Raw genomic sequence first — 22,046 nt, forward strand, 5'->3', positions numbered from 1 at the left:
GCGTGTCCCTTACATCGACAGAATCAGGCGCCCGGCAAACAGAATCAGAATCACCCCCATGGTCCGTTCGAACCAGTGCCCCATGCGCATGAACAGCACGCGCACCCGGACGCTGGAAAAAAACAGCGCGACGATCACAAACCACAACGCGTTCACGAAACACATCCAGACTCCGTAGAGCGCTTGAATGTTGAGCGGTGTCGTGGCACTGATGAGGGTGGTGAAGATCGCCAGGAAAAACAGCGTGGCCTTGGGATTGGTGGCATTCGTCAGGAAGCCGGTGGTGAACGCCTTCAGCAGCGTTTGCTCGACCATCGGTTCGTCTGCTTCCTTTTCACCCTCCAGCACCGATTTGGGTTGGCTGCGCAACAGGCTGACGCCGAGATACAGGATGTAGGCGCCACCCACGATCTTGGCCACCGTCAACAGCCAGGGCGTGGTGTGCATCAATGCGCCGACGCCGAGCAGGGTGTAAAGCACATGCACGGAAATGCCCGCGCCGATGCCCAGCGCCGTACAGATCCCCACCCCTCGACCGAAACGTACACTTTGGCGGATGGTGACCGCAAAGTCCGGCCCAGGTGCGACCACAGCCAGAAAATGGATAGTCGCCAGCGCCAGAAACTCGCCCAGGTAATTCGAATACTGCATCTCAACTCCAGAACGTAAGGGGTGAAGCATTGCCGCGATAGCCGACAAAGAATGAAAGACTCAAGCGCGGATCGGCCACACCCGGCGTTACCGAGTGCATGCAGCGCGAATTGAACATGATGAAGTCACCCGGCTCGGGGCAGACCTCCAGAGCTGGAGTGCCGAGTAACGCCGGATCGATGCCGTAGCTGTCGCCGCGCATTTCGTCGAACTGGTCCGGGGAAATGTCGTGGTTCCACATCTGCAGCGCGCCGCCCTCGGTGGGCATGTTCAGATAAACATTGCAGGCGAACTGCGCCTCGAGGCTTTTGGCCTGGAAACTGTCCGGGGCGTCCTTGGCGAAAATGTCGTGGTGGGCCAGAAAACACACGCCGGGTTTCACCACCCGGGACAGTCCGACATACATCTTGCGACCGTAGAGGTTTTCCAGATGCGCACCTGCCGGCCAGGACTCATCGAGCATGCAACGCAAGGTGTCGACCGGCGACGAATAGGGTGCGCATCGGTTGCGTAACTCCGCGATGTTGCGTGTGGCGCGCTCGAAATAATCCTCGATCAGCAGTGGCTGGTTTTCCGCTTCATAAAACGCCATGCCGATTCGACCGATGCTCGGCGCGTTGATATAGCCTTCAAAGCCGGGCGCGAGAATCTTGTCGCCGATCTGTATCGCCAGCGGCGGGGCCAGGAAGCCTTTGACCCGGATGGCGAGGACTTCTTCGTTGGCCAGTTTTTTTATGCACGTCTCATCGAGACGCTCGACGTCAAGCATCATGGTTCAGGTCCATCTATCGGATAGTCAACGGAACCCGCGAATGCAGGCTCCCCGGCGCCGGGCGAGGCCGTGTCCGGCATCGCCCTGTTGCTCAATCCACGCTGTAGTGGACTGACAGCGTTCCTTTCTTCTGCGAAACAGAAGCAATCGTGACCGTGCCCAAATCCTTCAGGCTACGTACATGGGTGCCGCCACAGCCGTAGGCGGGCAATTCACCGAAACCGATTTCCCGGGCGCCTTCGCGCAGCGATGTCAGGCGCGGCAGGTCGTGGGCGATCCACTGTTCAATACCGAACCCGACGGTTTGGGCATCGACTTCCTGTGCGGAGTCCGTCGGTTTGAACTGCACACGTCCTTCGCCCGGCCAGTGATGAGCCTTGATCGGCATCCAGCCCATGGCTTGTACGAAATGGCCGATCAAATGGCCGGCGGAATGCATTCGCGTATTGAACTGACGACGTGGCTCATCAACGCGAATCTGGATCATGCCGAGAGGTGCGGGACGGTCGACGAAGTGAATGATCCGGTCCGGATCCTGCAACACGCGCAACACCTGGCTGTCGCCGATCCAGCCGGTGTCAAACGGCTGCCCGCCGCCTTGAGGGTGAAACAGTGTTGCGCGCAGCTCCACGGCGAACTCGTTCTCGTGAGGCGTACATTCCAGTACTTCCACGTTGGCCTTGAGGTCATCACTATGGAAAAAGAGGCGAAGCGTCATATTCCATGCCCTCATTAAAGATTCTGTTTTTTATTATATGAAGCGTGGAATTGCGTGATAATCCGTTCAAACATCAAAGGACTGTTGCACTGTGAGCACAAATCTTCCACTGCCGTTGCTGGGTGAAATGGCGATTTTCGTCAAGGTTGTCGAGACCGGAAGCTTCTCCGAAGCAGCGCGTCAGTTGGGCTCTTCTCCGTCGGCGGTCAGTCGCAGCATTTCGCGTCTGGAAAAGGCGCTCGCCACGCGTTTGTTGCAACGCACCACGCGCAAGCTGCGGCTCAGCGACGGTGGCGAGGAAGTCTTCAAGCGCTGCCAGGAGATGGTCAGCGCGGCCAAATCGGTAATGGAAATCAGTGGTCAGTTCACCCATGAAGCGGAAGGACTGGTGCGCGTCAGCGTGCCCAAAGCCGTAGGGCGTTTCGTGATTCACCCGCATATGCCGGAGTTTCTGCGGCGTTATCCCAAAGTGGATGTGGAACTGTTGCTCGAAGACCGTCAGGTGGATTTGATCGATGACAACGTCGATCTGGCAATCCGTATTACCGACCGTCCGCCGGCTGGCCTGGTGGGGCGGCAATTGCTGACCATCGACCATCTGCTCTGCGCAACGCCGCAGTACCTGGCCGAGCACGGCACGCCGACTCATCCCCACGACTTGCTCAACCACAGCTGCATTTACTTGGGTGAAACGCCGAGTGATGCACGCTGGAAATTCAAGAAAGGCACAAAGGCTGTCACCGTCGGTGTGCGCGGGCGTTATGCCGCCAATCACACCGGCGTGCGATTGGGCGCGGTGTTGCAGCACATCGGGATTGGCAGTTTGCCGTACTTCACGGCGCGTTATGCGCTGGAGCAGGGCTTGATTGTGCAGGTGCTGCCGGACTGGACGTTTCTGGCGTCATACCACGGCGGTGCGTGGCTGCTGCATTCGCCGACACGTTATTTGCCGCCGAAGCTACGGGTGTTGATCGATTATCTGGTGGAGTGTCTGGAGAAGGAGCCGACGCTGAGCAAACCGGGCAAGCCTGGTGCGCTGGGTAAGGTTGCAGCGGAGTATGAGTTGCCGGAGAGTGATGGGTTGCTTTAAAGCAAGATCTTTTGATTTTTGTGATCTAAAAAAAGGCCCGCATGTTCAACCATGCGGGCCTTTTGCATTTCTGATCAGCAATCAGTGCTTGCTGTCATTGTTCGACATTGCCAGCAATTGCTTTTCCTGATTCCAGTCGAACGGTTCATCGTTCTGTTCCGCTTCGAAGCGACGCTCTTCCAGCGCCTGATACAAGTCGATTTCATCATCGGGCATGTAATGCAGGCAGTCACCGGCGAAGTACCACAGCAGGTCGCGCGGGACGAGGTGGGCGATTTGCGGGTAGCGGGTAATCACCTGACACAGGATGTCCTGGCCCAGGTATTGGCTTTCGATCGGGTCGACCGGCAGCAAAGCACGCAGTTCGTCGAAGCGCTCCAGGAACAAGGCATGGCTTTCTTCGGGAACCTGTTCGGCCTCACCCACGGCGACCAGGATGCTGCGCAAGTGGTCAAGCAAGACGAGATGATCGGCAACGACGTTGGACACGAGATAAGTCCTCAAGAGCAAAACGGGCGCGGGAGTATAAAGCGCCCGCGCACCTTTTTACATGACTGGCTGGATCAGCGGACTTTTCCTGCCGCCAGCGTCAGCTCCTCTTTGTCGAAATCATCGACATCGATCACCTTGCGCCGCGCCACTTCCGCCTCACGCAGTTTTTGCGCCTCCACGGGTTGCAACACGCCAGCCTCCAGCGCGGCATCGATGACGTTTTCCCCGGCAACCGGTTTGACCTGACCGCTTTTGAGCGCCACATGCAGTTTTTTCTGCACGGCCTGCGCCGCGTCCAGCAAGTCGCAGGCGTGTTGCAGGGCACCCACGGCGTCATCCGCCGATTGCGGACGGAAACAACCACCGAGCAATTCTTCGAGGGTCGGATCGCCCTTGGCCCGGCCAATCACTGCGGCCACTTCGGCGCCGAGTTTGTCCGACGGCCCTTTATGGCGGCGACCGAACGGAAACACGATCACCCGCAACAGGCAGCCCAGCACCTTGTTCGGGAAATTGGTCAGCAACTCATCCAGTGCCCGTTCCGACTGACCAAGGCTTTCTTCCATGGCCCAGGTGAACAGGGGCGCCATGTGCCCGGGTGAATCAAGGTCGTGATAGCGCTTGAGTGCGGCGGAAGCGAGGTACAGGTTGCTGAGCACATCTCCCAGACGCGCCGACAGGCGTTCGCGACGTTTGAGTTCACCGCCGAGCAACATCATGCTCAAGTCGGCGAGCATGGCAAACGCAGCGGCCTGCCGGTTGAGCGCACGGAAGTAACCCTGGCTGAGCTTGTCTCCCGGAGCATGTTCGAAGTGACCGAAACCCAGGTTCAGCACCAGCGTGCTGGCCGCATTGCTCACGGCAAAACCGATGTGCTGGAGCAGCAGGCCATCGAACTCGATGAGGGCTTGATCCTTGTCTTCACGCCCGGCAAGGGCCATTTCTTTCAGGACGAAGGGATGGCAACGAATCGCGCCCTGGCCGAAGATCATCAGGTTGCGCGAGAGGATGTTCGCGCCTTCCACGGTGATGAAGATCGGCGCGCCATTCCAGCTGCGGCCAAGGTAATTGTTCGGCCCCATGATGATCGCCTTGCCGCCATGAACGTCCATGGCGTGGCTGATGCATTCGCGGCCGCGCTCGGTGAGGTGGTATTTGAGAATCGCCGACAACACCGACGGTTTCTCGCCCAGGTCCACCGCGTTGGCGGTGAGCATCCGCGCCGCGTCCATCATCCAGGCATTGCCGCCGATGCGCGCCATGGCTTCCTGAATACCCTCGAACGCCGACAATGGCACATTGAACTGCTCACGAATCTGCGCGTACTGACCGGTCACCAGGCTGGTGAACTTCGCCGCGCCGGTGCCGACGGCGGGCAACGAAATCGAGCGCCCGACCGACAGGCAGTTCATCAGCATCATCCAGCCTTTGCCAAGCATCTCCTGGCCACCGATGAGGAAATCCAGCGGAATGAACACGTCCTTGCCGGAATTCGGGCCGTTCATGAAGGCTGCGCCCAGTGGCAAGTGACGACGGCCGATTTCAACACCGGCGGTGTCGGTCGGGACCAGCGCCAGGCTGATGCCCAGGTCTTCTTCATCGCCCAGCAGGTGATCCGGGTCGTACGCCTTGAATGCCAGGCCGAGGAGGGTGGCCACGGGGCCGAGGGTGATGTAACGCTTTTCCCAGTTCAGGCGCAGACCGAGGGTTTCCTTGCCTTCCCATTCGCCTTTGCAGATCACTCCGGTGTCGGGCACCGAACCGGCATCGGAGCCGGCCAGTGGCCCGGTCAATGCGAAGCATGGTATGTCATCGCCGCGTGCCAGACGTGGCAGGTAATGGTTGCGTTGTTCGTCGGTACCGTAATGCAGCAACAGCTCGGCCGGGCCGAGGGAGTTGGGGACCATCACGGTGGACGCAAGGTCACCGCTGCGGGTGGCCAGTTTCATGGCCACCTGGGAGTGTGCGTAGGCAGAAAAACCCTTGCCGCCGTATTCCTTGGGAATGATCAGGGCGAAGAAACCGTTTTCCTTGATGTGGGCCCAGGCTTCGGCAGGCAGGTCCATGTCTTGCCCGATCTGCCAGTCGCTGACCATCGCGCAGAGTTCATCGGTCGGGCCATCGATGAAGGCCTGTTCCTCTTCAGTCAATTGAGCTTTTGGATAGGACAGCAGTTTGTCCCAGTCCGGCCGGCCGCTGAACAGCTCGCCGTCCCACCAGACCGTGCCGGCGTCGATGGCATCGCGCTCGGTTTCCGACATCGGCGGCAGGGTTTTCTCGAACCAGTTGAACAGCGGCGCGCTGAAGTATTTACGGCGCAGGTCGGGCAGCAACAAGGGCACCGCGACAGCCGCTATCAACACCCACAGCACCAGCAGTAACCAGCCTGGCGCGCGGCTGAAGGCGCCCATCGCCACCACATAAACGGCGACGATGCACAGGGCGGGCAGCGGGGCGATACGGCGGTGGGCTAAATACGCAATCCCGACAACCAGAACCAGTATCCACAACAGCAGCATATTTAATCCTCCGTGAAACAAGGGCAAAAACAACCTTCAGAGCTTAGACGGCATCCGCAAAACAGGGTGGTCAGAGCGATGTGATTGAAATCGTGGGAAACTTCGATGAGCTTTGCAGGACCGGTTGGTACCGGCCCGGATCGTTCGTTGGGCGGGCGGCTAAGCGTCCATGTTTGGCCGAAACGTCGTTATCTCTGTGCTGAACCTGTCGTTAGACTCGTGGCTTCCCCAGGAGATTGTTCTCATGCACGAGTATCTGCGTCCCGGCCGCTTCATCGATAGTGACCACCTGTCGGTGGTGGAGTTCGCCGAAAAACATCGTGGCAGTCACCGCGACCCCCTCGAGCAGGCGATCAATCTTTATTACGCGGTGCGCGAGGCCGTACGTTACAACCCCTATACGTTCAGCCGCGATCCAGACACCTTGCGTGGCAGTTATGCGCTGGAGGCCGGTGAAAGTTATTGCGTGCCCAAAGCCACGCTGCTGGCCGGTGCGGCCCGGCACTGCGGGATTCCCGCGCGGATCGGTCTGGCAGATGTGCGCAATCATTTGTCGACCCCGCGTTTGCTGGAATTGCTCAAGAGCGACGTGTTCGCCATGCATGGTTATACAGAGTTGTACCTGAACGATCGCTGGGTCAAAGCTACGCCGGCGTTCAACCAGAAGCTCTGCGAACTGTTCAACGTGGCGCCGCTGGAATTCGACGGGATCAACGACAGTGTTTTCCACCCCTTCAATCGCGACGGCGAGCAATTGATGGAATACCTGATCGATCACGGCCAGTTCACCGACGTGCCGGAAACGTTCTTTTTCGAGCACCTGGAAAAGTGCTACCCGCATCTGTTCAGCGAACAGCTGCCGCCGCTGCTGGGTGACATGCAGAGCGATTTGAGTCGCGCCTGATCCGGCGTATGCTGCCTGCGCATTCATCCATAAAGAGGCGGTCATGCTGAAAATCTGGGGTCGGAAAAATTCGTCGAATGTCAGAAAACCTTTGTGGGCCGCCGAGGAACTGGGCCTGGCCTATGAGGCCATCGATGCGGGCGGCGCCTTTGGGGTCGTCGACACGCCGGAGTACCGCGCGATGAACCCCAATGGCCGTGTGCCGGTCATCGAGGACGACGGTTTCGTGCTGTGGGAATCCAACGCCATCGTTCGTTACCTGATGGCTCTGCACGCCAGCGGCACTGCCTGGTACCCGGAAAATCTTCAAGCCCGCGCTACAGCTGACAAATGGATGGACTGGACCACTTCAAGTTTTGCCGGCCCGTTTCGTACTGTGTTCTGGGGTGTCTTGCGCACGCCGGAAGACCAGCAGGACTGGCCGTCAATCAACGCCGCTATCAAAGAGTGCGAAGGTTTGCTGGCGATGGCCGATCAGGCACTGGCGGCCAAACCGTACTTGTCAGGCGATGAAATCGGCATGGGCGACATTCCTCTCGGCAGCTTCATTTATGCCTGGTTCGAGATGCCGATCGAGCGTGCGTCACAGCCTCATCTGGAGGCCTGGTATGCGCGACTGAAGCAGCGTCCGGCGTACAGGAAAGCCGTCATGACCGCGTTGACTTAATACTCACTATCGACACGCTTGACTGTACTTGTGTGGCGGTGACAAGCACCATTGCGCTCATGCGCCGCGGTTGCATTGTTCGCCGCCCGCCCTTATTGATCCCTTTCTTCCCTTCTTGGTGCATAAATCCGATATGAGTTCCGCTCTGTCCATCCGGCAGCTAACCAAAACCTACGGCAACGGTTTCCAGGCCCTGAGTGGTATCGATCTGGACGTCGCCGAAGGTGACTTTTTCGCTTTGCTCGGCCCGAACGGCGCCGGCAAATCCACGACCATCGGCATTCTTTCGACCCTGGTGAACAAGACCAGCGGCACGGTGAACGTCTTCGGTCACGACCTGGACAAAGAGCCGGCGGCGCTCAAGCGTTGCATTGGCGTGGTGCCCCAGGAGTTCAACTTCAACCAGTTCGAAAAAACGTTCGACATCGTCGTGACCCAGGCGGGTTACTACGGCATCCCGCCGAAAATCGCCAAGGAACGCGCCGAACAGTACCTGACCCAGCTCGGGCTGTGGGACAAGCGCGATGTGCCATCGCGTTCGCTGTCCGGTGGCATGAAGCGTCGACTGATGATCGCCCGCGCGCTGGTTCACGAACCGCGCCTGCTGATCCTCGACGAACCGACGGCGGGGGTGGATATCGAACTGCGTCGTTCGATGTGGACGTTCCTGACAGAGCTGAACCAGAAGGGCATCACCATCATCCTCACCACGCACTATCTGGAAGAGGCTGAGCAGTTGTGCCGCAATATCGGCATCATCGATCACGGCACCATCGTCGAGAACACCAGCATGAAACAGCTGCTCGGCCAGTTGCATGTGGAAACCTTCCTGCTCGACACGAAAAACACATTGAGCGTTGCGCCGCAGTTGCTGGGTTACCCGACCCGGTTGCTCGACGCTCATACCCTTGAGGTCCAGGTCGACAAGTCCATGGGCATCACCGCGCTGTTCACTCAACTGGCGCAGCAGAACATCGAAGTGTTGAGCCTGCGTAACAAAACCAATCGCCTCGAGGAGTTGTTCGTGTCCCTGGTGGAGAAAAATCTGTCGAAGGTGGCGGTATGAGTTCGGAGCTGCAACCCAACCTCGTCGCGCTCAATACCATCGTTTACCGTGAGGTCAAACGCTTCACCCGGATCTGGCCGCAGACGCTGCTGCCGCCGGCGATCACGATGGTTTTGTACTTCGTGATCTTCGGTAACCTGATTGGCCGGCAGATCGGTGACATGGGTGGTTTCACCTACATGGAATACATCGTGCCGGGGCTGATCATGATGTCGGTGATCACCAACTCCTATGGCAACGTGGTGTCGAGTTTCTTCGGCAGCAAGTTCCAGCGTTCCATCGAAGAGTTGATGGTGTCGCCGGTGTCGCCGCATACGATCCTGATCGGCTATACCCTGGGTGGCGTGCTGCGCGGGTTGATGGTCGGGCTGATCGTGACGCTGTTGTCGCTGTTCTTCACTCAGTTGCAGGTGCATCACCTGGGCGTGACCATTCTGGTGGTGGTGCTGACGGCAACGATCTTCTCTCTCCTGGGGTTCATCAATGCGGTGTTTGCGCGCAATTTTGATGATATTTCGATCATCCCGACGTTTGTGCTGACGCCGCTGACGTACTTGGGCGGGGTGTTTTACTCGATCTCGTTGTTGCCACCGTTCTGGCAGACGGTGTCGTTGGCGAATCCGGTGCTGCATATGGTCAATGCGTTCCGCTACGGGATTCTTGGGGTTTCGGATATCCGGATCAGTGTGGCGATCACGTTCATGCTGGTGGCGACGGTGGTGCTGTATATCGGGTGTGCGCGGTTGTTGGTGAGTGGGCGGGGGATGCGTACTTAAGCGTACGTATCCGTTGCTGCGGTAACGGCTGATTACGGTTTCGCCCTTACGGCGAGTCACTTGGAGAAGCGCCAAGTAACCCGCCGTAAAGGCGGAACCAATAGCAGCCATTACCGAAGAAACGGATATGTACCCCAAGCCAGTCCACCAACAAAGGCCTCCCAACGCGGAGGCCTTTTAACATTCATTGCATCCGCTTTTTCTTCCGCCGAGCCCACTGCCGACCCACCCACCACCGCCAATACATCATCACCAGGCAATAGGCGAGGGCGCCCAATACCAGCCCCACCACCACCGAACCCAGCAAAAACGGCTGCCAGAGCGTAGAGAGTTCGCCGCTGATCCATTCCCAGGTCAACTCATCCGGCAAATGACGAGCCGGCACATCCATCAGCCACGCCCCAGTCTGATAGGTACAAAAGAACACCGCTGGCATGGTAATCGGGTTAGTCAGCCACACCAGACTGACAGCAATCGGCATGTTGCCCCGCACGACGATGGCGAGGACGGCCGCCACCAGCATCTGCAATGGAATGGGCAGGAACGCCGCGAACAAACCCACCGCCATGGCCCGCGCGACCGAGTGACGGTTGAGGTGCCAGAGGTTCGGGTCATGCAGCAGAGTGCCGAGAAAGCGTAAGGATTTGTGTTCCCTGATGCTGGTCGGGTCTGGCATGTAACGTTTGAATAAGCGCCGGGGCATAGGGCTTCTCGGTCGGTTAAGGCGGCAAGTATGTCTGGATTCTATGAGCCGCCCATTCAGACTTTGTGACAATTAATAACGATGCGCGTGCCATGAGCCGGCTATGCCTAGGGTGTGGACTCTCAAGGACGGGCTTATGCGCACAGGGATGATGGCGCTGGCGTTGGGTCTGCTGGCCCTGCGTTTTTTGCCGGTGTTACCGCCGGTCTGGTTATGGCTGGTGTTGCCTGTAGTGGGATTGATGGTGCTTCCGTTCCGGACGTATCCAGTGGCGTTTTTCCTGTTCGGCTTCAGTTGGGCGGGCGCGAATGCGCAGTGGGCGCTGGATGATCGACTGTCGGCGAATCTCGATGGCGAAACCCGTTGGGTCGAAGGCCGGGTGACGGGGTTGCCGCAGAATAATGAGGGTGTTGTGCGTTTCGAGTTGGTGGATGCCCGGTCGCGACAGGCAAAAGTGCCTTCACTGATGCGCCTGGCCTGGTACGACGGACCACCGGTCAACAGTGGCGAACGCTGGCGGCTGGCGGTGAAATTGAAGCGTCCTGCCGGGCTGCTCAATCCCCATGCCTTCGATTACGACGCCTGGCTGCTGGCGCAACGCATCGGTGCAACCGGGACCGTCAAGGATGGCCAGCGTCTTGCCGAAGCCCGGTGGGCCTGGCGTGACGGCATCCGCCAACGCTTGCAAGCCGTGGACGCTCAGGGGCGAACCGGTGCACTGACGGCGCTGGTGCTGGGGGATGGCGCCGGGCTTGGTCGCGAGGATTGGCAGGTGTTGCAAGACACCGGCACCGTGCATCTGCTGGTGATTTCCGGGCAGCACGTCGGTCTGCTGGCAGGCGTGGTGTATCTGCTGATCGCCGGGCTGGCTCGCTACGGTATGTGGCCGAATCGCTTGCCGTGGCTGCCATGGGCGTGCGGACTGGCATTCGTCGCTGCCCTTGGTTACGGACTGCTGGCAGGATTCGAAGTACCGGTGCGGCGAGCCTGCGTAATGATCGGGCTGGTGCTGTTGTGGCGCCTGCGATTTCGCCACCTCGGTGCCTGGTGGCCGTTGTTGCTGGCGCTCAACGCGGTGTTGTTGCTGGATCCGCTGGTGAGTCTGCAACCGGGTTTCTGGTTGTCCTTCGCGGCGGTGGCGGTGTTGATCTTCACCTTCGGCGGGCGCCTAGGCCCTTGGCGGTGGTGGCAAACCTGGACCCGTGCCCAATGGCTGATCGCAATCGGCCTGGGCCCGCTGCTGCTGGTGCTGGGACTGCCGATCAGTCTCAGCGGGCCGGTCGCCAATCTGTTTGCAGTGCCCTGGATCAGTTTGCTGGTCTTGCCGCCGGCGTTGCTGGGGACCCTGTTGTTACCGCTGCCTTATGTGGGCGAGGGGTTGCTGTGGCTGGCGGGCGGGTTGATCGACTGGCTGTTCAAGGGCCTTGGGCTGATGGCTGGCCAATTGCCCGCGTGGGTGCCCGTGGCAATTCCATTGGGGACATGGGCATTGGGCACCCTTGGCGCGTTTCTGTTGTTGATGCCGCGTGGCGTACCGCTGCGCCCGCTGGGTTGGCCGCTGTTGCTGTTGCTGGTTTTTCCACCCCGGCCACTGTTGCCAGAGGGGATCGCCGAAGTCTGGCAACTGGATGTCGGTCAGGGGTTGGCTATCCTGGTGCGGACTCGCCATCACACGCTGTTGTATGACACCGGCCCGCGCTTCGGCGACTTCGACCTCGGCGAGCGAGTGGTGCTGCCCACCTTGCACAAACTGGGCGTGGACGGACTCGACCTGATGTTGCTCAGCCACGCCGATGCCGATCACGCCGGCGGTGCGCGAGCGGTTGCCCTGGGCTTGCCGGTGACGCGAGTGCTCAGCGGCGACCCCGTGGCCTTGCCCGTCGAATTGCACGCCGAGGCCTGCGAGAGTGGCCGGCAATGGACGTGGGACGACGTGAGGTTTCAGCTCTGGCAATGGCCTTCTGCCTCGGACAGCAATCAAAAATCCTGTGTCCTGCAGATCGAAGCCAATGGCGAACGCATGCTGCTGACGGGGGATATCGACAGCGCCGCCGAACGGGCCCTGCTTGACAGTCCGCTGGCCGTGCCCACCGACTGGTTGCAGGCGCCGCACCATGGCAGCCGCAGTTCGTCGTCGATGGCGCTGCTTGCCGCGTTGCAGCCCAAAGCGGTGCTGATCTCGCGCGGCAACGGCAATTCCTTCGGTCATCCGCATCCTACGGTCATGGCCCGTTATAAAAAACGCGGCATGGCGATCCATGACAGCGCCGAGCAAGGCGCCATTCGTCTGCACCTCGGACGCTTCACGCCAGCATGGACAATGCGTCAGGAACGGCGTTTCTGGCGCTCCCTGCCATAACCGCACGTTATTAAAGCCCGACCGGATGCGACATCACGGTCTTCGGTGCGCCACCCCCCTATGTTAGAGTGGCGCACTTTTTCGAGGGGACTGTCACTGTGTGGGAATTGGTCAAATCCGGCGGCTGGATGATGCTGCCGATCATTCTGAGTTCCATCGCGGCCATGGCGATCGTCGCCGAGCGTCTGTGGACCCTGCGTGCCAGCCGTGTGACCCCGGAGCATCTGCTCGGGCAGGTCTGGGTGTGGATCAAGGACAAGCAACTCAATAAAGAAAAACTCAAGGAACTGCGTGCCAACTCGCCGCTGGGCGAGATTCTGGCGGCGGGCCTGGCCAACTCCAAACATGGTCGCGAGATCATGAAAGAGTGCATCGAAGAAGCCGCTGCGCGGGTGATTCACGAGCTCGAGCGCTACATCAACGCCCTCGGCACCATCGCCGCGATGGCGCCGTTGCTGGGGCTGTTGGGCACGGTGTTGGGCATGATCGATATTTTCAGCGCGTTCATGGGCACGGGCATGGGCACCAACGCTGCGGTGCTGGCCGGTGGTATTTCCAAGGCCTTGATCACCACGGCCGCAGGCCTGATGGTCGGTATCCCGGCGGTATTCTTCCACCGTTTCCTGCAACGCCGCATCGATGAGCTGGTGGTGGGCATGGAGCAGGAAGCGATCAAGTTGGTCGAGGTGGTGCAGGGTGATCGTGACGTGGACCTGGCTGAGGGCAAAAGAGCGTGAAATTCCGCCGCAAACCGCGGGAAACGGTCGACATCAACCTCGCGTCGCTCATCGACGTGGTGTTTATCCTGCTGCTGTTTTTCGTCGTGACCACCACTTTCACCCGTGAAACCCAGTTGCGCGTCGATCTGCCGGAAGCGGTCAGCGGTTCGCCTGCCGAAGACCAGCAGGTCAAACACCTGGATGTCGCCATCAGTGCCGAAGGCGTGTTCTCGGTGAACAATCAGTTGTTGCCGAAAAATGATCTGGCGACCCTGATGGACGCTTTGCAGAAAGAATCCAACGGTGACACCAACCTGCCACTGTCGATCAGTGCGGACGGCAAGACCCAGCATCAATCGGTCATCATCGCCATGGACGCCGCCGGCAAACTCGGTTTCAGTCACCTGCGCATGACCACAGTCGAGGCGGCGCCGCCCGCGCCCTGATGGCCATGTCCGATCGCTTGCTCGCCGCGTGGTACGCCGGTCATCCGGCCCTGAAGCTGTTGCAGCCATTGGAGTGGCTGTATCGCCGCGTGGTCATGAACAAGCGCAAACGCTTTCTGGCGGGTGAGGGCGAAATTTATCAGCCGCCGGTGCCGTTGATCGTGGTCGGCAACATCACCGTGGGCGGTACAGGCAAGACCCCACTGATTCTGTGGATGATCCAGCATTGCCAGCGCAGCGGTTTGCGGGTCGGCGTGGTCAGTCGTGGTTATGGCGCCAAACCGCCACACCTGCCGTGGCGTGTCGAGGCCGAACAAAGCGCCGATGTGGCAGGCGATGAACCGCTGTTGATCGTCCAGCGCACCGGCGTTCCGTTGATGATCGACCCGGATCGCAGCAGCGCGGTCAAAGCGCTGCTGGCGAGCGAGCCGCTGGACCTGATTCTGTCTGATGACGGCATGCAGCATTACCGGCTGGCGCGGGACCTTGAACTGGTGTTGATCGACGCCGCCCGTGGCCTGGGCAACCAACGTTGCCTGCCCGCCGGACCGTTGCGTGAGCCGGTCGAGCGCCTGCAAAGCGTTGACGCCTTGCTGTACAACGGCGCCTCCGATGATCGCCCGGACGGTTTTGCCTTTCAGTTGCAGCCCACCGAACTGGTCAATCTGCGCAGCGGCGAACGGTGCGCCCTCGATCACTTTCCCGCAGGCCAGGCGCTGCACGCCGTGGCCGGGATCGGCAATCCGCAGCGTTTCTTCACGACCCTCGAAACGCTACACTGGCAGCCAGTCCCGCATGCATTTGCCGACCACGCCGAGTACAGCGTGCAGGCCTTGAATTTCACACCGTCATTGCCGTTGGTGATGACCGAAAAGGACGCGGTGAAGTGCCGTGCCTTCGCCGCCGCCGATTGGTGGTACCTGGCGGTCGATGCTGCGCCATCGCCGGCCTTCGTGGCCTGGTTCGATACGCAGCTGATGCGCCTGTTGCCGGCTCGTCTTTTGCCTTAAACCGTTTTTTTCCAGGGAATGCTCATGGACACCAAATTGCTCGACATCCTCGCTTGCCCGGTCTGCAAAGGCCCGCTCAAGCTCAGCGCCGACAAAACCGAGCTGATCAGCAAGGGCGCCGGCCTGGCCTACCCGATTCGCGATGGCATCCCGGTGATGCTCGAAACCGAAGCCCGCACCCTGACCACTGACGAGCGTCTGGATAAATGACCACAGCCTTCACCGTTGTCATTCCATCGCGTTATGCCTCCACCCGCTTGCCGGGTAAACCGCTGTTGCTGATCGCCGGCAAGCCGATGATCCAGCACGTCTGGGAACAGGCGAGCAAAAGCAGCGCCGAGCGCGTGGTGGTTGCCACCGACGATGCGCGCATTGTCGAGGCGTGCAACGCGTTTGGCGCCGAAGTGGTGCTGACCCGCGAAGATCACAACTCCGGCACTGATCGCCTGGCCGAAGTCGCCGCAAAACTCGGCTTGGCGCCTGACGCCATCGTGGTCAACGTTCAGGGCGACGAACCGTTGATCCCGCCGAGCGTGATCGATCAGGTTGCCGCCAACCTGGCCGCCCACAGCGAAGCGCGCATGGCCACATTGGCCGAGCCGATCGAAGACGTTGAAACCCTGTTCAACCCCAACGTGGTCAAGGTCGTCAGCGACCTCGATGGCCTTGCGTTGACATTCAGTCGCGCGACGTTGCCGTGGGCCCGGGACGCGTTCGCGAAAAGTCGCGATGCGCTGCCGGAAGGCGTGCCGTATCGCCGCCACATCGGCATTTATGCCTACCGCGCCGGTTTCCTGCATGACTTCGTCAGCTGGGGTCCGTGCTGGCTGGAAAATACCGAATCCCTGGAACAGTTGCGTGCTCTGTGGCACGGCGTGCGAATTCACGTCGCCGACGCATTGATCGCGCCGCCCACCGGCGTCGACACCGTCGAAGACCTCGAGCGCGTTCGTCGCCTGCTGGAGGCCTGATGCGGGTTTTGTTCGTCTGTCTGGGCAACATCTGCCGTTCACCGACGGCCGAAGGTGTGCTGCGACATAAATTGCGTGAAGCGGGGCTGGCCGATCAGGTCGAAGTGGCCTCCGCCGGCACCGGCGACTGGCACGTCGGCAGGGCGCCAGACCAGCGCAGCCAGGCGGCGGCCAAACTGCGCGGTTACGACCTGTCCATGCAGCGCGCCCAGCAAGTGACCCGCGCCGATTTCGCCACGTACGATCTGATCCTGGCGATGGACCACAGTAACCTGCACAACCTCAAGTCGATGCAACCGGCCAAGGGCAAGGCCGAGCTGGATCTGTTCCTGCGTCGCTACCAGTCGGATGTCGATGAAGTGCCGGATCCCTACCATGACGGCGACCAGGGGTTCGAGTACGTGCTGGATCTGATCGAGCGCGCGACCGACTTGCTGGTGATCGAATTGAAGGGCCGGTTATGAGTCTGCAGGTTAAACCCCGGGTTTCGCTCAAACCGTTCAATACCTTTGGTGTGGATGTTCAGGCGCGCTTGTTTGCCGAAGCCCGCAGCGATGCCGACGTGCGCGAGGCGCTGGCCTATGCGGCGGAGCATGACGTGCCGCTGCTGGTGATTGGCGGTGGCAGCAATCTGCTGCTGACTGCCGATATCCAGTCGCTGGTGCTGCGCATGGCGACACGCGGGATTCGTATCCTGAGCGACGACGGCAGCAAGGTCGTGATCGAAGCCGAGGCCGGCGAGCCTTGGCATCCATTCGTGCAACACACGCTGGCACAGGGTCTGTCGGGGCTGGAAAACCTCAGCCTGATCCCCGGCACCGTCGGCGCTGCGCCGATGCAGAACATCGGTGCCTACGGCGTGGAGATCAAGGACGTGTTCGCCGGTCTGACGGCTCTGGATCGCCAGACCGGCGAGTTGCGGGACTTCACGCTGGCCGAGTGCAACTTCGCTTATCGCGACAGCTTGTTCAAACAGGAGCCGGGACGCTGGTTGATCCTGCGGGTCCGGTTCGCCCTCGACCGCGCCGCGCCTTTGCATCTGGAATACGGCCCGGTGCGTCAGCGCTTGACCGAGCAAGGCATCGATCACCCGACCGCCACCGACGTCAGCCGCGCAATTTGCAGCATCCGCAATGAAAAACTCCCGGATCCGGCGGTGCTTGGTAATGCCGGCAGCTTCTTCAAGAACCCCTTGGTCTCGGCTGCGCTGGTCGCTCAGCTCAAAGGCGAATACCCGGATCTGGTGGCCTACGCGCAACCCGACGGGCAAATGAAGCTGGCCGCAGGGTGGCTGATCGAACGGGCAGGGTGGAAAGGTTTTCGCGAGGCCGACGCTGGCGTGCATAAATTGCAGGCGCTGGTGCTGGTCAACTACGGGGCTGCGACCGGCCTGCAGTTGTTGAACCTGGCACAACGCATTCAAAAAGACATTTCCGAACGCTTCCACGTGGATCTGGAAATGGAGCCTAATCGGTATTGAGGCTAAGCTTTCAAGAGTCATTTAAAGCCCTGCACATCTTCGATTGTGCAGGGCTTTTTTGTTAATGCTGGGTTAACTTAGCCACCTAACGATGCAAGTATTTGCTTCACCAAAGGCCCGATGCAGACGTTCCTGTTCGCATAAGAGAGCCTCATTAGCCTGAGTCGATCTGCGTGATGCCAACCGCTCATTTCCCAGCGGCAGATTGCTCGACCCCATCACCCTATAAATATGCGGGCGTGCCCATGATTACCCTGAAGCTCAATGGTCAAGACCACTCACTCGATGTCACCGAGGACATGCCGCTGCTCTGGGCTATCCGCGACGTGGCCGGTTATAACGGCACCAAGTTCGGCTGCGGCATGGGCCTGTGCGGCGCCTGCACCATTCATATCGAAGGCGCCCCGGCGCGCAGCTGCATCACGCCGATCGGTTCGGTGATCGGCCAAAACGTCACCACCATCGACAACCTGCACGCGGACCCGGTCGGGCAAATCGTCCAGAAAGCCTGGCTCGATACTGCCGTCGCCCAGTGCGGTTACTGCCAGGGCGGGCAGATCATGTCCGCCACTGCACTGCTCAAGACCAACCCGAACCCAAGCGACGAACAGATCGAAGAGGCGATGGTCGGCAATATTTGCCGCTGCGGCACTTACAACCGTATCAAGACCGCCATCCGCCAGGCCTCCACCCACCTGAAGGAGGCCAAGGCATGAGCCAGTTACCGAATGATTTCGCCCTGAGCAACCTCAGTCGCCGTGGCTTTCTCAAAGGCGTCGGCGCCACCAGTGCGCTGGTCATCGCCGCGAGTTGGGGCTGGCAGGACGCCTTTGCTGCCGAGAAAGAAAAGAAATTCGGCGCCGACGGCATGCCCAACGGCTGGATCGATGATCCGAAGGTTTACGTCAGCATCGCCACTGATGGCACGGTGACGGTGGTCTGCAACCGCTCGGAGATGGGCCAGGGCGTGCGCACCAGTCTGACCATGGTGGTGGCCGATGAGCTGGACGCCGACTGGGCGTTGGTGAAAGTACAGCAGGCGCCGGGCGACGAAGTGCGTTTCGGCAACCAGGACACCGACGGTTCACGCAGCATGCGCCACTGGTACGAACCGATGCGCCGTTGCGGTGCCGCCGCGCGAACCATGCTCGAACAAGCCGCCGCCGAGCAGTGGAAAGTCCCGGTTGGCGAATGCCATGCGCAACTGCACAAAGTCATCCACAAACCGACCGGGCGTGAGCTGGGTTACGGCGCGCTGGCCGCGGCTGCCGGTGCGTTGGCGGTACCGGCGCGCGACAGTTTGCGGCTCAAGGAGCCTTCGCAGTTCCGCTACATCGGCAAGGAAGGCACCAAAGCCATCGACGGTGCAGACATCGTGAATGGTCGCGCAATCTATGGCGCCGACGTGCATTTCGACGGCATGCTTTACGCCACCATCGCGCGTCCGTCGGTCTATGGCGGCAAGGTCAAATCCGTGGATGACAGCGCCGCGCTGAAAGTCCCGGGGGTGATCAAGGTCATCCAGATCGAAGGCCGTCCGCTGCCCTCGGAGTTCCAGCCGTTGGGTGGCGTGGCCGTGGTGGCCAGCAACACCTGGGCGGCAATCAAGGGCCGCGACGCGCTTAAAATCGAATGGGACGACGGCCCCAACGCCAGTTACGACTCGATCGCCTACCGTAAGGAAATTGAAGCCGCGTCGCTCAAACCCGGCAAAGTCGTGCGCAATACCGGCAACATCGATGAGGCCATGGGCAGCGCCAACAGCACCCTCGAAGCTTCCTACTATCTGCCGCACCTGACGCAAGCGCCGATGGAACCGATGGTCGCCATCGCACGCTTCAAAGATGGCGTGTGCGAAGCCTGGGCACCGAGCCAGGCGCCGCAGGTCACCCGTGAACGAATCGGCGAGCGCCTGGGCATTCCGTTCGATAACGTCACCTTTAACGTTACCTTGCTGGGCGGTGGTTTCGGTCGCAAGTCCAAGCCGGACTTCATCATCGAAGCGGCGATCCTTGCCAAGGAATTCCCCGGCAAGGCGGTGCGGGTGCAGTGGACGCGTGAAGACGACATCCACTGCTCCTATTTCCACACTGTGTCGGCCGAGTACCTGAAAGCCAGTCTGAACAAGGACGGCCTGCCGTCCGGCTGGCTGCATCGTACTGTGGCGCCGAGCATCACCGCGCTGTTCGCACCGGGCATGAACCACGAGGCCGCTTTCGAGCTGGGCATGGGTTTTACCAACATGGCTTACGCGATTCCCAACGTGCGCCTGGAGAATCCGGAAGCGGCGATTCATACGCGGGTTGGCTGGTATCGCTCGGTGTCGAACATCCCTCATGGCTTTGCGATTCAGAGCTTTGTCGATGAACTGGCGCACAAGGCTGGCCAAGATCCGCTGAAGTACCAGATCAGCTTGCTCGGCCCGGACCGTCAGATCGATCCGCGCACCTTGAGTGAAGAGTGGAACTACGGCGAGTCGCCCGAGCGCTATCCGATCGATACCGGGCGCATGCGCACGGTGCTGGAAACCGCTGCCAAAGCCGCGGGCTGGGGACGGCAGTTGCCGAAGGGTCGAGGCCTGGGGCTGGCGGTGCATTACAGCTTCGTCACCTATGTGGCGGCGGTGATCGAGGTCGAAGTCAAAGACGACGGCACATTGATCGTGCACAAGGCCGATATTGCCGTGGATTGCGGCCCGCAGATCAACCCGGAGCGGATTCGCTCGCAGTTCGAAGGTGCCTGCGTGATGGGCCTGGGCAACGCGGTACTGGGCGAAATCAGCTTCAAGGACGGCAAGGTCCAGCAGGACAACTTCCACATGTACGAAGTGGCGCGCATGTCCCTGGCGCCGAAGGAAGTCGCCGTGCATCTGGTGACGCCACCGGGCAATGTGCCGCTGGGCGGTGTCGGCGAACCGGGCGTGCCGCCGATCGCGCCCGCGCTGTGCAATGCCATCTTTGCCGCCACCGGCAAACGTATCCGCAACCTGCCGGTTCGCTATCAGTTGCAGGGTTGGCAGAAGGCTGAGGCCTGATGGACAGCGTCGATCTGAACGTCCTGCGCAGCGTGCTGGAATGGCGCCGCGCCGGTCAGCGGGTGGTGTTGTACAGCGTGGTCCAGACCTGGGGCACCGCGCCCCGGGCACCTGGCGCCATGCTGGCCTTGCGCGAAGATGGCGTGGTGATCGGTTCGGTGTCCGGCGGTTGTGTCGAGGATGATCTGATTGCCCGGTTGCACGATGGGCGGATTCCGGCTGACGGGCCGCCGGTGCAACTGATCACGTACGGCGTTACCCGCGAGGAGGCCGCACGCTTTGGTTTGCCGTGTGGCGGCACCTTGCGCCTCACCGAGGAACGCGTCGGTGACCCCGCCTGGGTCGCCCAATTGCTGGCGCGTTGCGAGGCCCATGAAATCGTTGCGCGCTCGCTGGATATTGCGACCGGCGAGGTGGTGTTACAGCCGGCGAACAAGAGCGATGTGCTGAGTTTCGACAGTCACACGTTGCGTGCGATCTATGGTCCGCGCTGGCGCTTGTTGCTGATCGGTGCGGGGCAACTGTCCCGCTATGTCGCCGAGATGGCGCGGCTGCTGGATTTCGAAGTGCTGATCTGCGACCCACGCACCGAATTCGTCTACGGCTGGGAAGAACAGCACGGTCGCTTTGTCCCTGGCATGCCCGACGAAGCGGTGTTGAACATCCAGACCGATGAACGCACCGCCATCGTTGCGCTGACCCACGATCCGCGCCTGGATGACATGGCGTTGCTCACGGCCCTCGACTCCCGGGCCTTTTATGTCGGCGCGCTGGGCTCGCGGGTCAACAGCCTGAAGCGCCGGGATAACCTGGCTCAGCTAGGCTTGTCACAAGAGGCCATCGAGCGTTTGCACGGGCCGATCGGTCTCCACATAGGCAGTCATTCCCCGGCGGAAATCGCCTTGTCGTTGCTGGCCGAAATCGTGGCGATCAAGAACGGCGTCGAACTGAAACAAAAGAAGCCGCTGCGGGAGGAGGTATGAGTGAGGCAATCGGCGCCATCGTGTTGGCGGCGGGGCAGGGCGACCGGTTTCGGCAGGTGGCGGGCGCCGACAAGGATAAGCTGTTGGCGGACTGTACGGGACGCGATGGCGCCGTTCGTTCGGTGATCGAGCAGGTGCTGGTGAGTTTGCCAGCCAGCCTTGAGAAGCGCGTTCTGGTCACTACCGCAGACCGCCCGCAAGTGATTCGCTTGGCCAAGGCTTATGGTGTCGAGGTTGTGCTGATCGAATCGACCGGCATGGGCGACAGCATTGCGGCCGGTGTGACAGCGTGCTCGCAGCTCGATGGCTGGTTGATTGTATTGGGGGATATGCCGTTTATTTTGCCTTCCAGTATCGCGCAGGTGGTGGCGGGGATTGCGGATGACTCTGTCAGTGTGCCGGTGCATCAAGGTGAGTATGGGCATCCGGTGGGCTTCGGTCGCAACTTCGGGCCGGGGCTGATGGCGTTGTCCGGTGATCATGGAGCCCGGCCGCTGTTTGCGCAGGGGCGAGTATGGGAAGTGACAGTCGATGATCCCGGTGTGTTGTGGGATGTGGATGTGCCTGAATCACTGATCTTCAAACCTGCATAAATCCCCTGTGGGAGCGAGCCTGCTCGCGATGGCGGTGGGTCAGCTTGCATCAATGTTGAATGTTAAATCGCAATCGCGAGCAGGCTCGCTCCC

Annotated in this window: 23 protein-coding genes; 17 read left to right on the forward strand and 6 right to left on the reverse strand. The window is 60.5% G+C overall.

Annotated elements, in window-relative coordinates; genetic code table 11:
* Nucleotides 1-9: 9 nt before the first annotated feature.
* The 3 genes from ACM6IQ_RS02995 to ACM6IQ_RS03005 all read right to left on the reverse strand — a co-directional run bounded on the left by ACM6IQ_RS02995 (nucleotide 10) and on the right by ACM6IQ_RS03005 (nucleotide 2,141).
* Nucleotides 10-651, reverse strand: coding sequence for a LysE family translocator (locus tag ACM6IQ_RS02995; RefSeq protein WP_017340140.1), 642 nt, complete (start codon nucleotides 649-651; stop codon nucleotides 10-12).
* Nucleotide 652: 1 nt separating this feature from the next.
* Nucleotides 653-1,423, reverse strand: a complete 771-nt coding sequence (locus tag ACM6IQ_RS03000) for a 2OG-Fe(II) oxygenase (RefSeq protein ID WP_017340139.1) — start codon at nucleotides 1,421-1,423, stop codon at nucleotides 653-655.
* Between the two features lie 91 nt (nucleotides 1,424-1,514).
* Entirely contained in the window at nucleotides 1,515-2,141 is a 627-nt protein-coding gene (locus ACM6IQ_RS03005) for an alanyl-tRNA editing protein (protein WP_414878044.1), read from the reverse strand.
* A 91-nt stretch (nucleotides 2,142-2,232) separates the two neighbouring features.
* On the opposite strand from ACM6IQ_RS03005, the gene ACM6IQ_RS03010 reads away from it, so the two are divergent.
* The gene (locus ACM6IQ_RS03010; RefSeq protein WP_017340137.1) at nucleotides 2,233-3,231 is read left to right on the forward strand and encodes a LysR family transcriptional regulator; all 999 of its coding nucleotides are present in this window, start codon (nucleotides 2,233-2,235) and stop codon (nucleotides 3,229-3,231) included.
* Between the two features lie 81 nt (nucleotides 3,232-3,312).
* Here ACM6IQ_RS03010 and ACM6IQ_RS03015 read toward each other — a convergent pair whose 3' ends face one another.
* Nucleotides 3,313-3,720, reverse strand: coding sequence for a PA2817 family protein (locus tag ACM6IQ_RS03015; protein WP_017340136.1), 408 nt, complete (start codon nucleotides 3,718-3,720; stop codon nucleotides 3,313-3,315).
* Nucleotides 3,721-3,794: 74 nt separating this feature from the next.
* Nucleotides 3,795-6,242 carry an acyl-CoA dehydrogenase gene (locus ACM6IQ_RS03020; RefSeq protein WP_414878045.1) on the reverse strand — a complete coding sequence of 816 codons (2,448 nt, stop codon included), beginning with the start codon at nucleotides 6,240-6,242 and terminating at the stop codon, nucleotides 3,795-3,797.
* 244 nt (nucleotides 6,243-6,486) lie between these two features.
* On the opposite strand from ACM6IQ_RS03020, the gene ACM6IQ_RS03025 reads away from it, so the two are divergent.
* The 4 genes from ACM6IQ_RS03025 (at nucleotide 6,487) to ACM6IQ_RS03040 (ending at nucleotide 9,655) form a co-directional block, all read left to right on the forward strand.
* Nucleotides 6,487-7,146, forward strand: coding sequence for a transglutaminase-like domain-containing protein (locus ACM6IQ_RS03025; RefSeq protein ID WP_017340134.1), 660 nt, complete (start codon nucleotides 6,487-6,489; stop codon nucleotides 7,144-7,146).
* A gap of 43 nt (nucleotides 7,147-7,189) precedes the next feature.
* Nucleotides 7,190-7,813: a glutathione S-transferase family protein gene (locus ACM6IQ_RS03030; RefSeq protein ID WP_414878046.1), complete on the forward strand. Its 624-nt coding sequence runs from the start codon at nucleotides 7,190-7,192 to the stop codon at nucleotides 7,811-7,813.
* A gap of 133 nt (nucleotides 7,814-7,946) precedes the next feature.
* Nucleotides 7,947-8,879 (forward strand): ABC transporter ATP-binding protein, encoded by a 933-nt coding sequence (locus ACM6IQ_RS03035; protein WP_017340132.1) that lies wholly within the window; start codon nucleotides 7,947-7,949, stop codon nucleotides 8,877-8,879.
* On the forward strand, nucleotides 8,876-9,655 hold the full coding sequence (locus ACM6IQ_RS03040; RefSeq protein WP_008152390.1) for an ABC transporter permease: 780 nt from the start codon (nucleotides 8,876-8,878) through the stop codon (nucleotides 9,653-9,655). Before ACM6IQ_RS03035 ends, ACM6IQ_RS03040 begins: the two co-directional genes overlap by 4 nt.
* A gap of 184 nt (nucleotides 9,656-9,839) precedes the next feature.
* On the opposite strand, the gene ACM6IQ_RS03045 is transcribed toward ACM6IQ_RS03040, so the two are convergent.
* Nucleotides 9,840-10,358 (reverse strand): DUF2062 domain-containing protein, encoded by a 519-nt coding sequence (locus ACM6IQ_RS03045; protein ID WP_017340131.1) that lies wholly within the window; start codon nucleotides 10,356-10,358, stop codon nucleotides 9,840-9,842.
* A 136-nt stretch (nucleotides 10,359-10,494) separates the two neighbouring features.
* Here ACM6IQ_RS03045 and ACM6IQ_RS03050 point away from each other — a divergent pair, with 136 nt between their 5' ends.
* From ACM6IQ_RS03050 to ACM6IQ_RS03105, 12 genes are all read left to right on the forward strand, one after another.
* Nucleotides 10,495-12,717, forward strand: a complete 2,223-nt coding sequence (locus tag ACM6IQ_RS03050) for a DNA internalization-related competence protein ComEC/Rec2 (RefSeq protein ID WP_414878047.1) — start codon at nucleotides 10,495-10,497, stop codon at nucleotides 12,715-12,717.
* A 98-nt stretch (nucleotides 12,718-12,815) separates the two neighbouring features.
* Nucleotides 12,816-13,454 (forward strand): MotA/TolQ/ExbB proton channel family protein, encoded by a 639-nt coding sequence (locus ACM6IQ_RS03055; RefSeq protein ID WP_017340129.1) that lies wholly within the window; start codon nucleotides 12,816-12,818, stop codon nucleotides 13,452-13,454.
* Nucleotides 13,451-13,882, forward strand: a complete 432-nt coding sequence (locus tag ACM6IQ_RS03060; RefSeq protein WP_414878048.1) for an ExbD/TolR family protein — start codon at nucleotides 13,451-13,453, stop codon at nucleotides 13,880-13,882. Before ACM6IQ_RS03055 ends, ACM6IQ_RS03060 begins: the two co-directional genes overlap by 4 nt.
* Nucleotides 13,882-14,892: a tetraacyldisaccharide 4'-kinase gene (gene lpxK / locus ACM6IQ_RS03065; protein ID WP_414878049.1), complete on the forward strand. Its 1,011-nt coding sequence runs from the start codon at nucleotides 13,882-13,884 to the stop codon at nucleotides 14,890-14,892. The genes ACM6IQ_RS03060 and lpxK overlap by 1 nt, the downstream gene beginning before the upstream one ends.
* 24 nt (nucleotides 14,893-14,916) lie before the next feature.
* Nucleotides 14,917-15,102: a Trm112 family protein gene (locus ACM6IQ_RS03070; RefSeq protein ID WP_007945752.1), complete on the forward strand. Its 186-nt coding sequence runs from the start codon at nucleotides 14,917-14,919 to the stop codon at nucleotides 15,100-15,102.
* Nucleotides 15,099-15,863, forward strand: a complete 765-nt coding sequence (kdsB, locus tag ACM6IQ_RS03075) for a 3-deoxy-manno-octulosonate cytidylyltransferase (RefSeq protein WP_017340126.1) — start codon at nucleotides 15,099-15,101, stop codon at nucleotides 15,861-15,863. The genes ACM6IQ_RS03070 and kdsB overlap by 4 nt, the downstream gene beginning before the upstream one ends.
* The gene (locus ACM6IQ_RS03080) at nucleotides 15,863-16,327 is read left to right on the forward strand and encodes a low molecular weight protein-tyrosine-phosphatase (protein ID WP_017340125.1); all 465 of its coding nucleotides are present in this window, start codon (nucleotides 15,863-15,865) and stop codon (nucleotides 16,325-16,327) included. The genes kdsB and ACM6IQ_RS03080 overlap by 1 nt, the downstream gene beginning before the upstream one ends.
* Complete coding sequence (gene murB, locus ACM6IQ_RS03085) at nucleotides 16,324-17,343, forward strand: UDP-N-acetylmuramate dehydrogenase (RefSeq protein ID WP_017340124.1); 1,020 nt, start codon at nucleotides 16,324-16,326, stop codon at nucleotides 17,341-17,343. The genes ACM6IQ_RS03080 and murB overlap by 4 nt, the downstream gene beginning before the upstream one ends.
* A 245-nt stretch (nucleotides 17,344-17,588) precedes the next feature.
* The gene (locus ACM6IQ_RS03090) at nucleotides 17,589-18,059 is read left to right on the forward strand and encodes a (2Fe-2S)-binding protein (protein ID WP_414878050.1); all 471 of its coding nucleotides are present in this window, start codon (nucleotides 17,589-17,591) and stop codon (nucleotides 18,057-18,059) included.
* Nucleotides 18,056-20,377: a molybdopterin cofactor-binding domain-containing protein gene (locus tag ACM6IQ_RS03095; RefSeq protein WP_414878051.1), complete on the forward strand. Its 2,322-nt coding sequence runs from the start codon at nucleotides 18,056-18,058 to the stop codon at nucleotides 20,375-20,377. Before ACM6IQ_RS03090 ends, ACM6IQ_RS03095 begins: the two co-directional genes overlap by 4 nt.
* The gene (locus tag ACM6IQ_RS03100) at nucleotides 20,377-21,360 is read left to right on the forward strand and encodes an XdhC family protein (protein ID WP_017340121.1); all 984 of its coding nucleotides are present in this window, start codon (nucleotides 20,377-20,379) and stop codon (nucleotides 21,358-21,360) included. Before ACM6IQ_RS03095 ends, ACM6IQ_RS03100 begins: the two co-directional genes overlap by 1 nt.
* The gene (locus ACM6IQ_RS03105; protein ID WP_414878052.1) at nucleotides 21,357-21,953 is read left to right on the forward strand and encodes a nucleotidyltransferase family protein; all 597 of its coding nucleotides are present in this window, start codon (nucleotides 21,357-21,359) and stop codon (nucleotides 21,951-21,953) included. The genes ACM6IQ_RS03100 and ACM6IQ_RS03105 overlap by 4 nt, the downstream gene beginning before the upstream one ends.
* The last annotated feature ends 93 nt before the right edge of the window (nucleotides 21,954-22,046 follow it).

Origin of the sequence: Pseudomonas sp. IT-P100 (assembly GCF_949767185.1) — a bacterium.
Classification (GTDB): domain Bacteria; phylum Pseudomonadota; class Gammaproteobacteria; order Pseudomonadales; family Pseudomonadaceae; genus Aquipseudomonas; species Aquipseudomonas fluorescens_B.

What these genes read in the sequence shown, in the direction of transcription:
- ACM6IQ_RS03020 (WP_414878045.1), bottom strand. Translation starts at nt 6,242, where the DNA reads ATGCTGCTGTTGTGGATACTGGTTCTGGTTGTCGGGATTGCGTATTTA.
- murB (WP_017340124.1), top strand. Translation starts at nt 16,324, where the DNA reads ATGAGTCTGCAGGTTAAACCCCGGGTTTCGCTCAAACCGTTCAATACC.
- ACM6IQ_RS03040 (WP_008152390.1), top strand. Translation starts at nt 8,876, where the DNA reads ATGAGTTCGGAGCTGCAACCCAACCTCGTCGCGCTCAATACCATCGTT.
- ACM6IQ_RS03045 (WP_017340131.1), bottom strand. Translation starts at nt 10,358, where the DNA reads ATGCCCCGGCGCTTATTCAAACGTTACATGCCAGACCCGACCAGCATC.
- ACM6IQ_RS02995 (WP_017340140.1), bottom strand. Translation starts at nt 651, where the DNA reads ATGCAGTATTCGAATTACCTGGGCGAGTTTCTGGCGCTGGCGACTATC.
- ACM6IQ_RS03030 (WP_414878046.1), top strand. Translation starts at nt 7,190, where the DNA reads ATGCTGAAAATCTGGGGTCGGAAAAATTCGTCGAATGTCAGAAAACCT.
- ACM6IQ_RS03000 (WP_017340139.1), bottom strand. Translation starts at nt 1,423, where the DNA reads ATGATGCTTGACGTCGAGCGTCTCGATGAGACGTGCATAAAAAAACTG.
- kdsB (WP_017340126.1), top strand. Translation starts at nt 15,099, where the DNA reads ATGACCACAGCCTTCACCGTTGTCATTCCATCGCGTTATGCCTCCACC.
- ACM6IQ_RS03070 (WP_007945752.1), top strand. Translation starts at nt 14,917, where the DNA reads ATGGACACCAAATTGCTCGACATCCTCGCTTGCCCGGTCTGCAAAGGC.
- ACM6IQ_RS03025 (WP_017340134.1), top strand. Translation starts at nt 6,487, where the DNA reads ATGCACGAGTATCTGCGTCCCGGCCGCTTCATCGATAGTGACCACCTG.
- ACM6IQ_RS03080 (WP_017340125.1), top strand. Translation starts at nt 15,863, where the DNA reads ATGCGGGTTTTGTTCGTCTGTCTGGGCAACATCTGCCGTTCACCGACG.
- ACM6IQ_RS03100 (WP_017340121.1), top strand. Translation starts at nt 20,377, where the DNA reads ATGGACAGCGTCGATCTGAACGTCCTGCGCAGCGTGCTGGAATGGCGC.
- ACM6IQ_RS03090 (WP_414878050.1), top strand. Translation starts at nt 17,589, where the DNA reads ATGATTACCCTGAAGCTCAATGGTCAAGACCACTCACTCGATGTCACC.
- lpxK (WP_414878049.1), top strand. Translation starts at nt 13,882, where the DNA reads ATGGCCATGTCCGATCGCTTGCTCGCCGCGTGGTACGCCGGTCATCCG.
- ACM6IQ_RS03005 (WP_414878044.1), bottom strand. Translation starts at nt 2,141, where the DNA reads ATGACGCTTCGCCTCTTTTTCCATAGTGATGACCTCAAGGCCAACGTG.
- ACM6IQ_RS03035 (WP_017340132.1), top strand. Translation starts at nt 7,947, where the DNA reads ATGAGTTCCGCTCTGTCCATCCGGCAGCTAACCAAAACCTACGGCAAC.
- ACM6IQ_RS03050 (WP_414878047.1), top strand. Translation starts at nt 10,495, where the DNA reads ATGCGCACAGGGATGATGGCGCTGGCGTTGGGTCTGCTGGCCCTGCGT.
- ACM6IQ_RS03105 (WP_414878052.1), top strand. Translation starts at nt 21,357, where the DNA reads ATGAGTGAGGCAATCGGCGCCATCGTGTTGGCGGCGGGGCAGGGCGAC.
- ACM6IQ_RS03095 (WP_414878051.1), top strand. Translation starts at nt 18,056, where the DNA reads ATGAGCCAGTTACCGAATGATTTCGCCCTGAGCAACCTCAGTCGCCGT.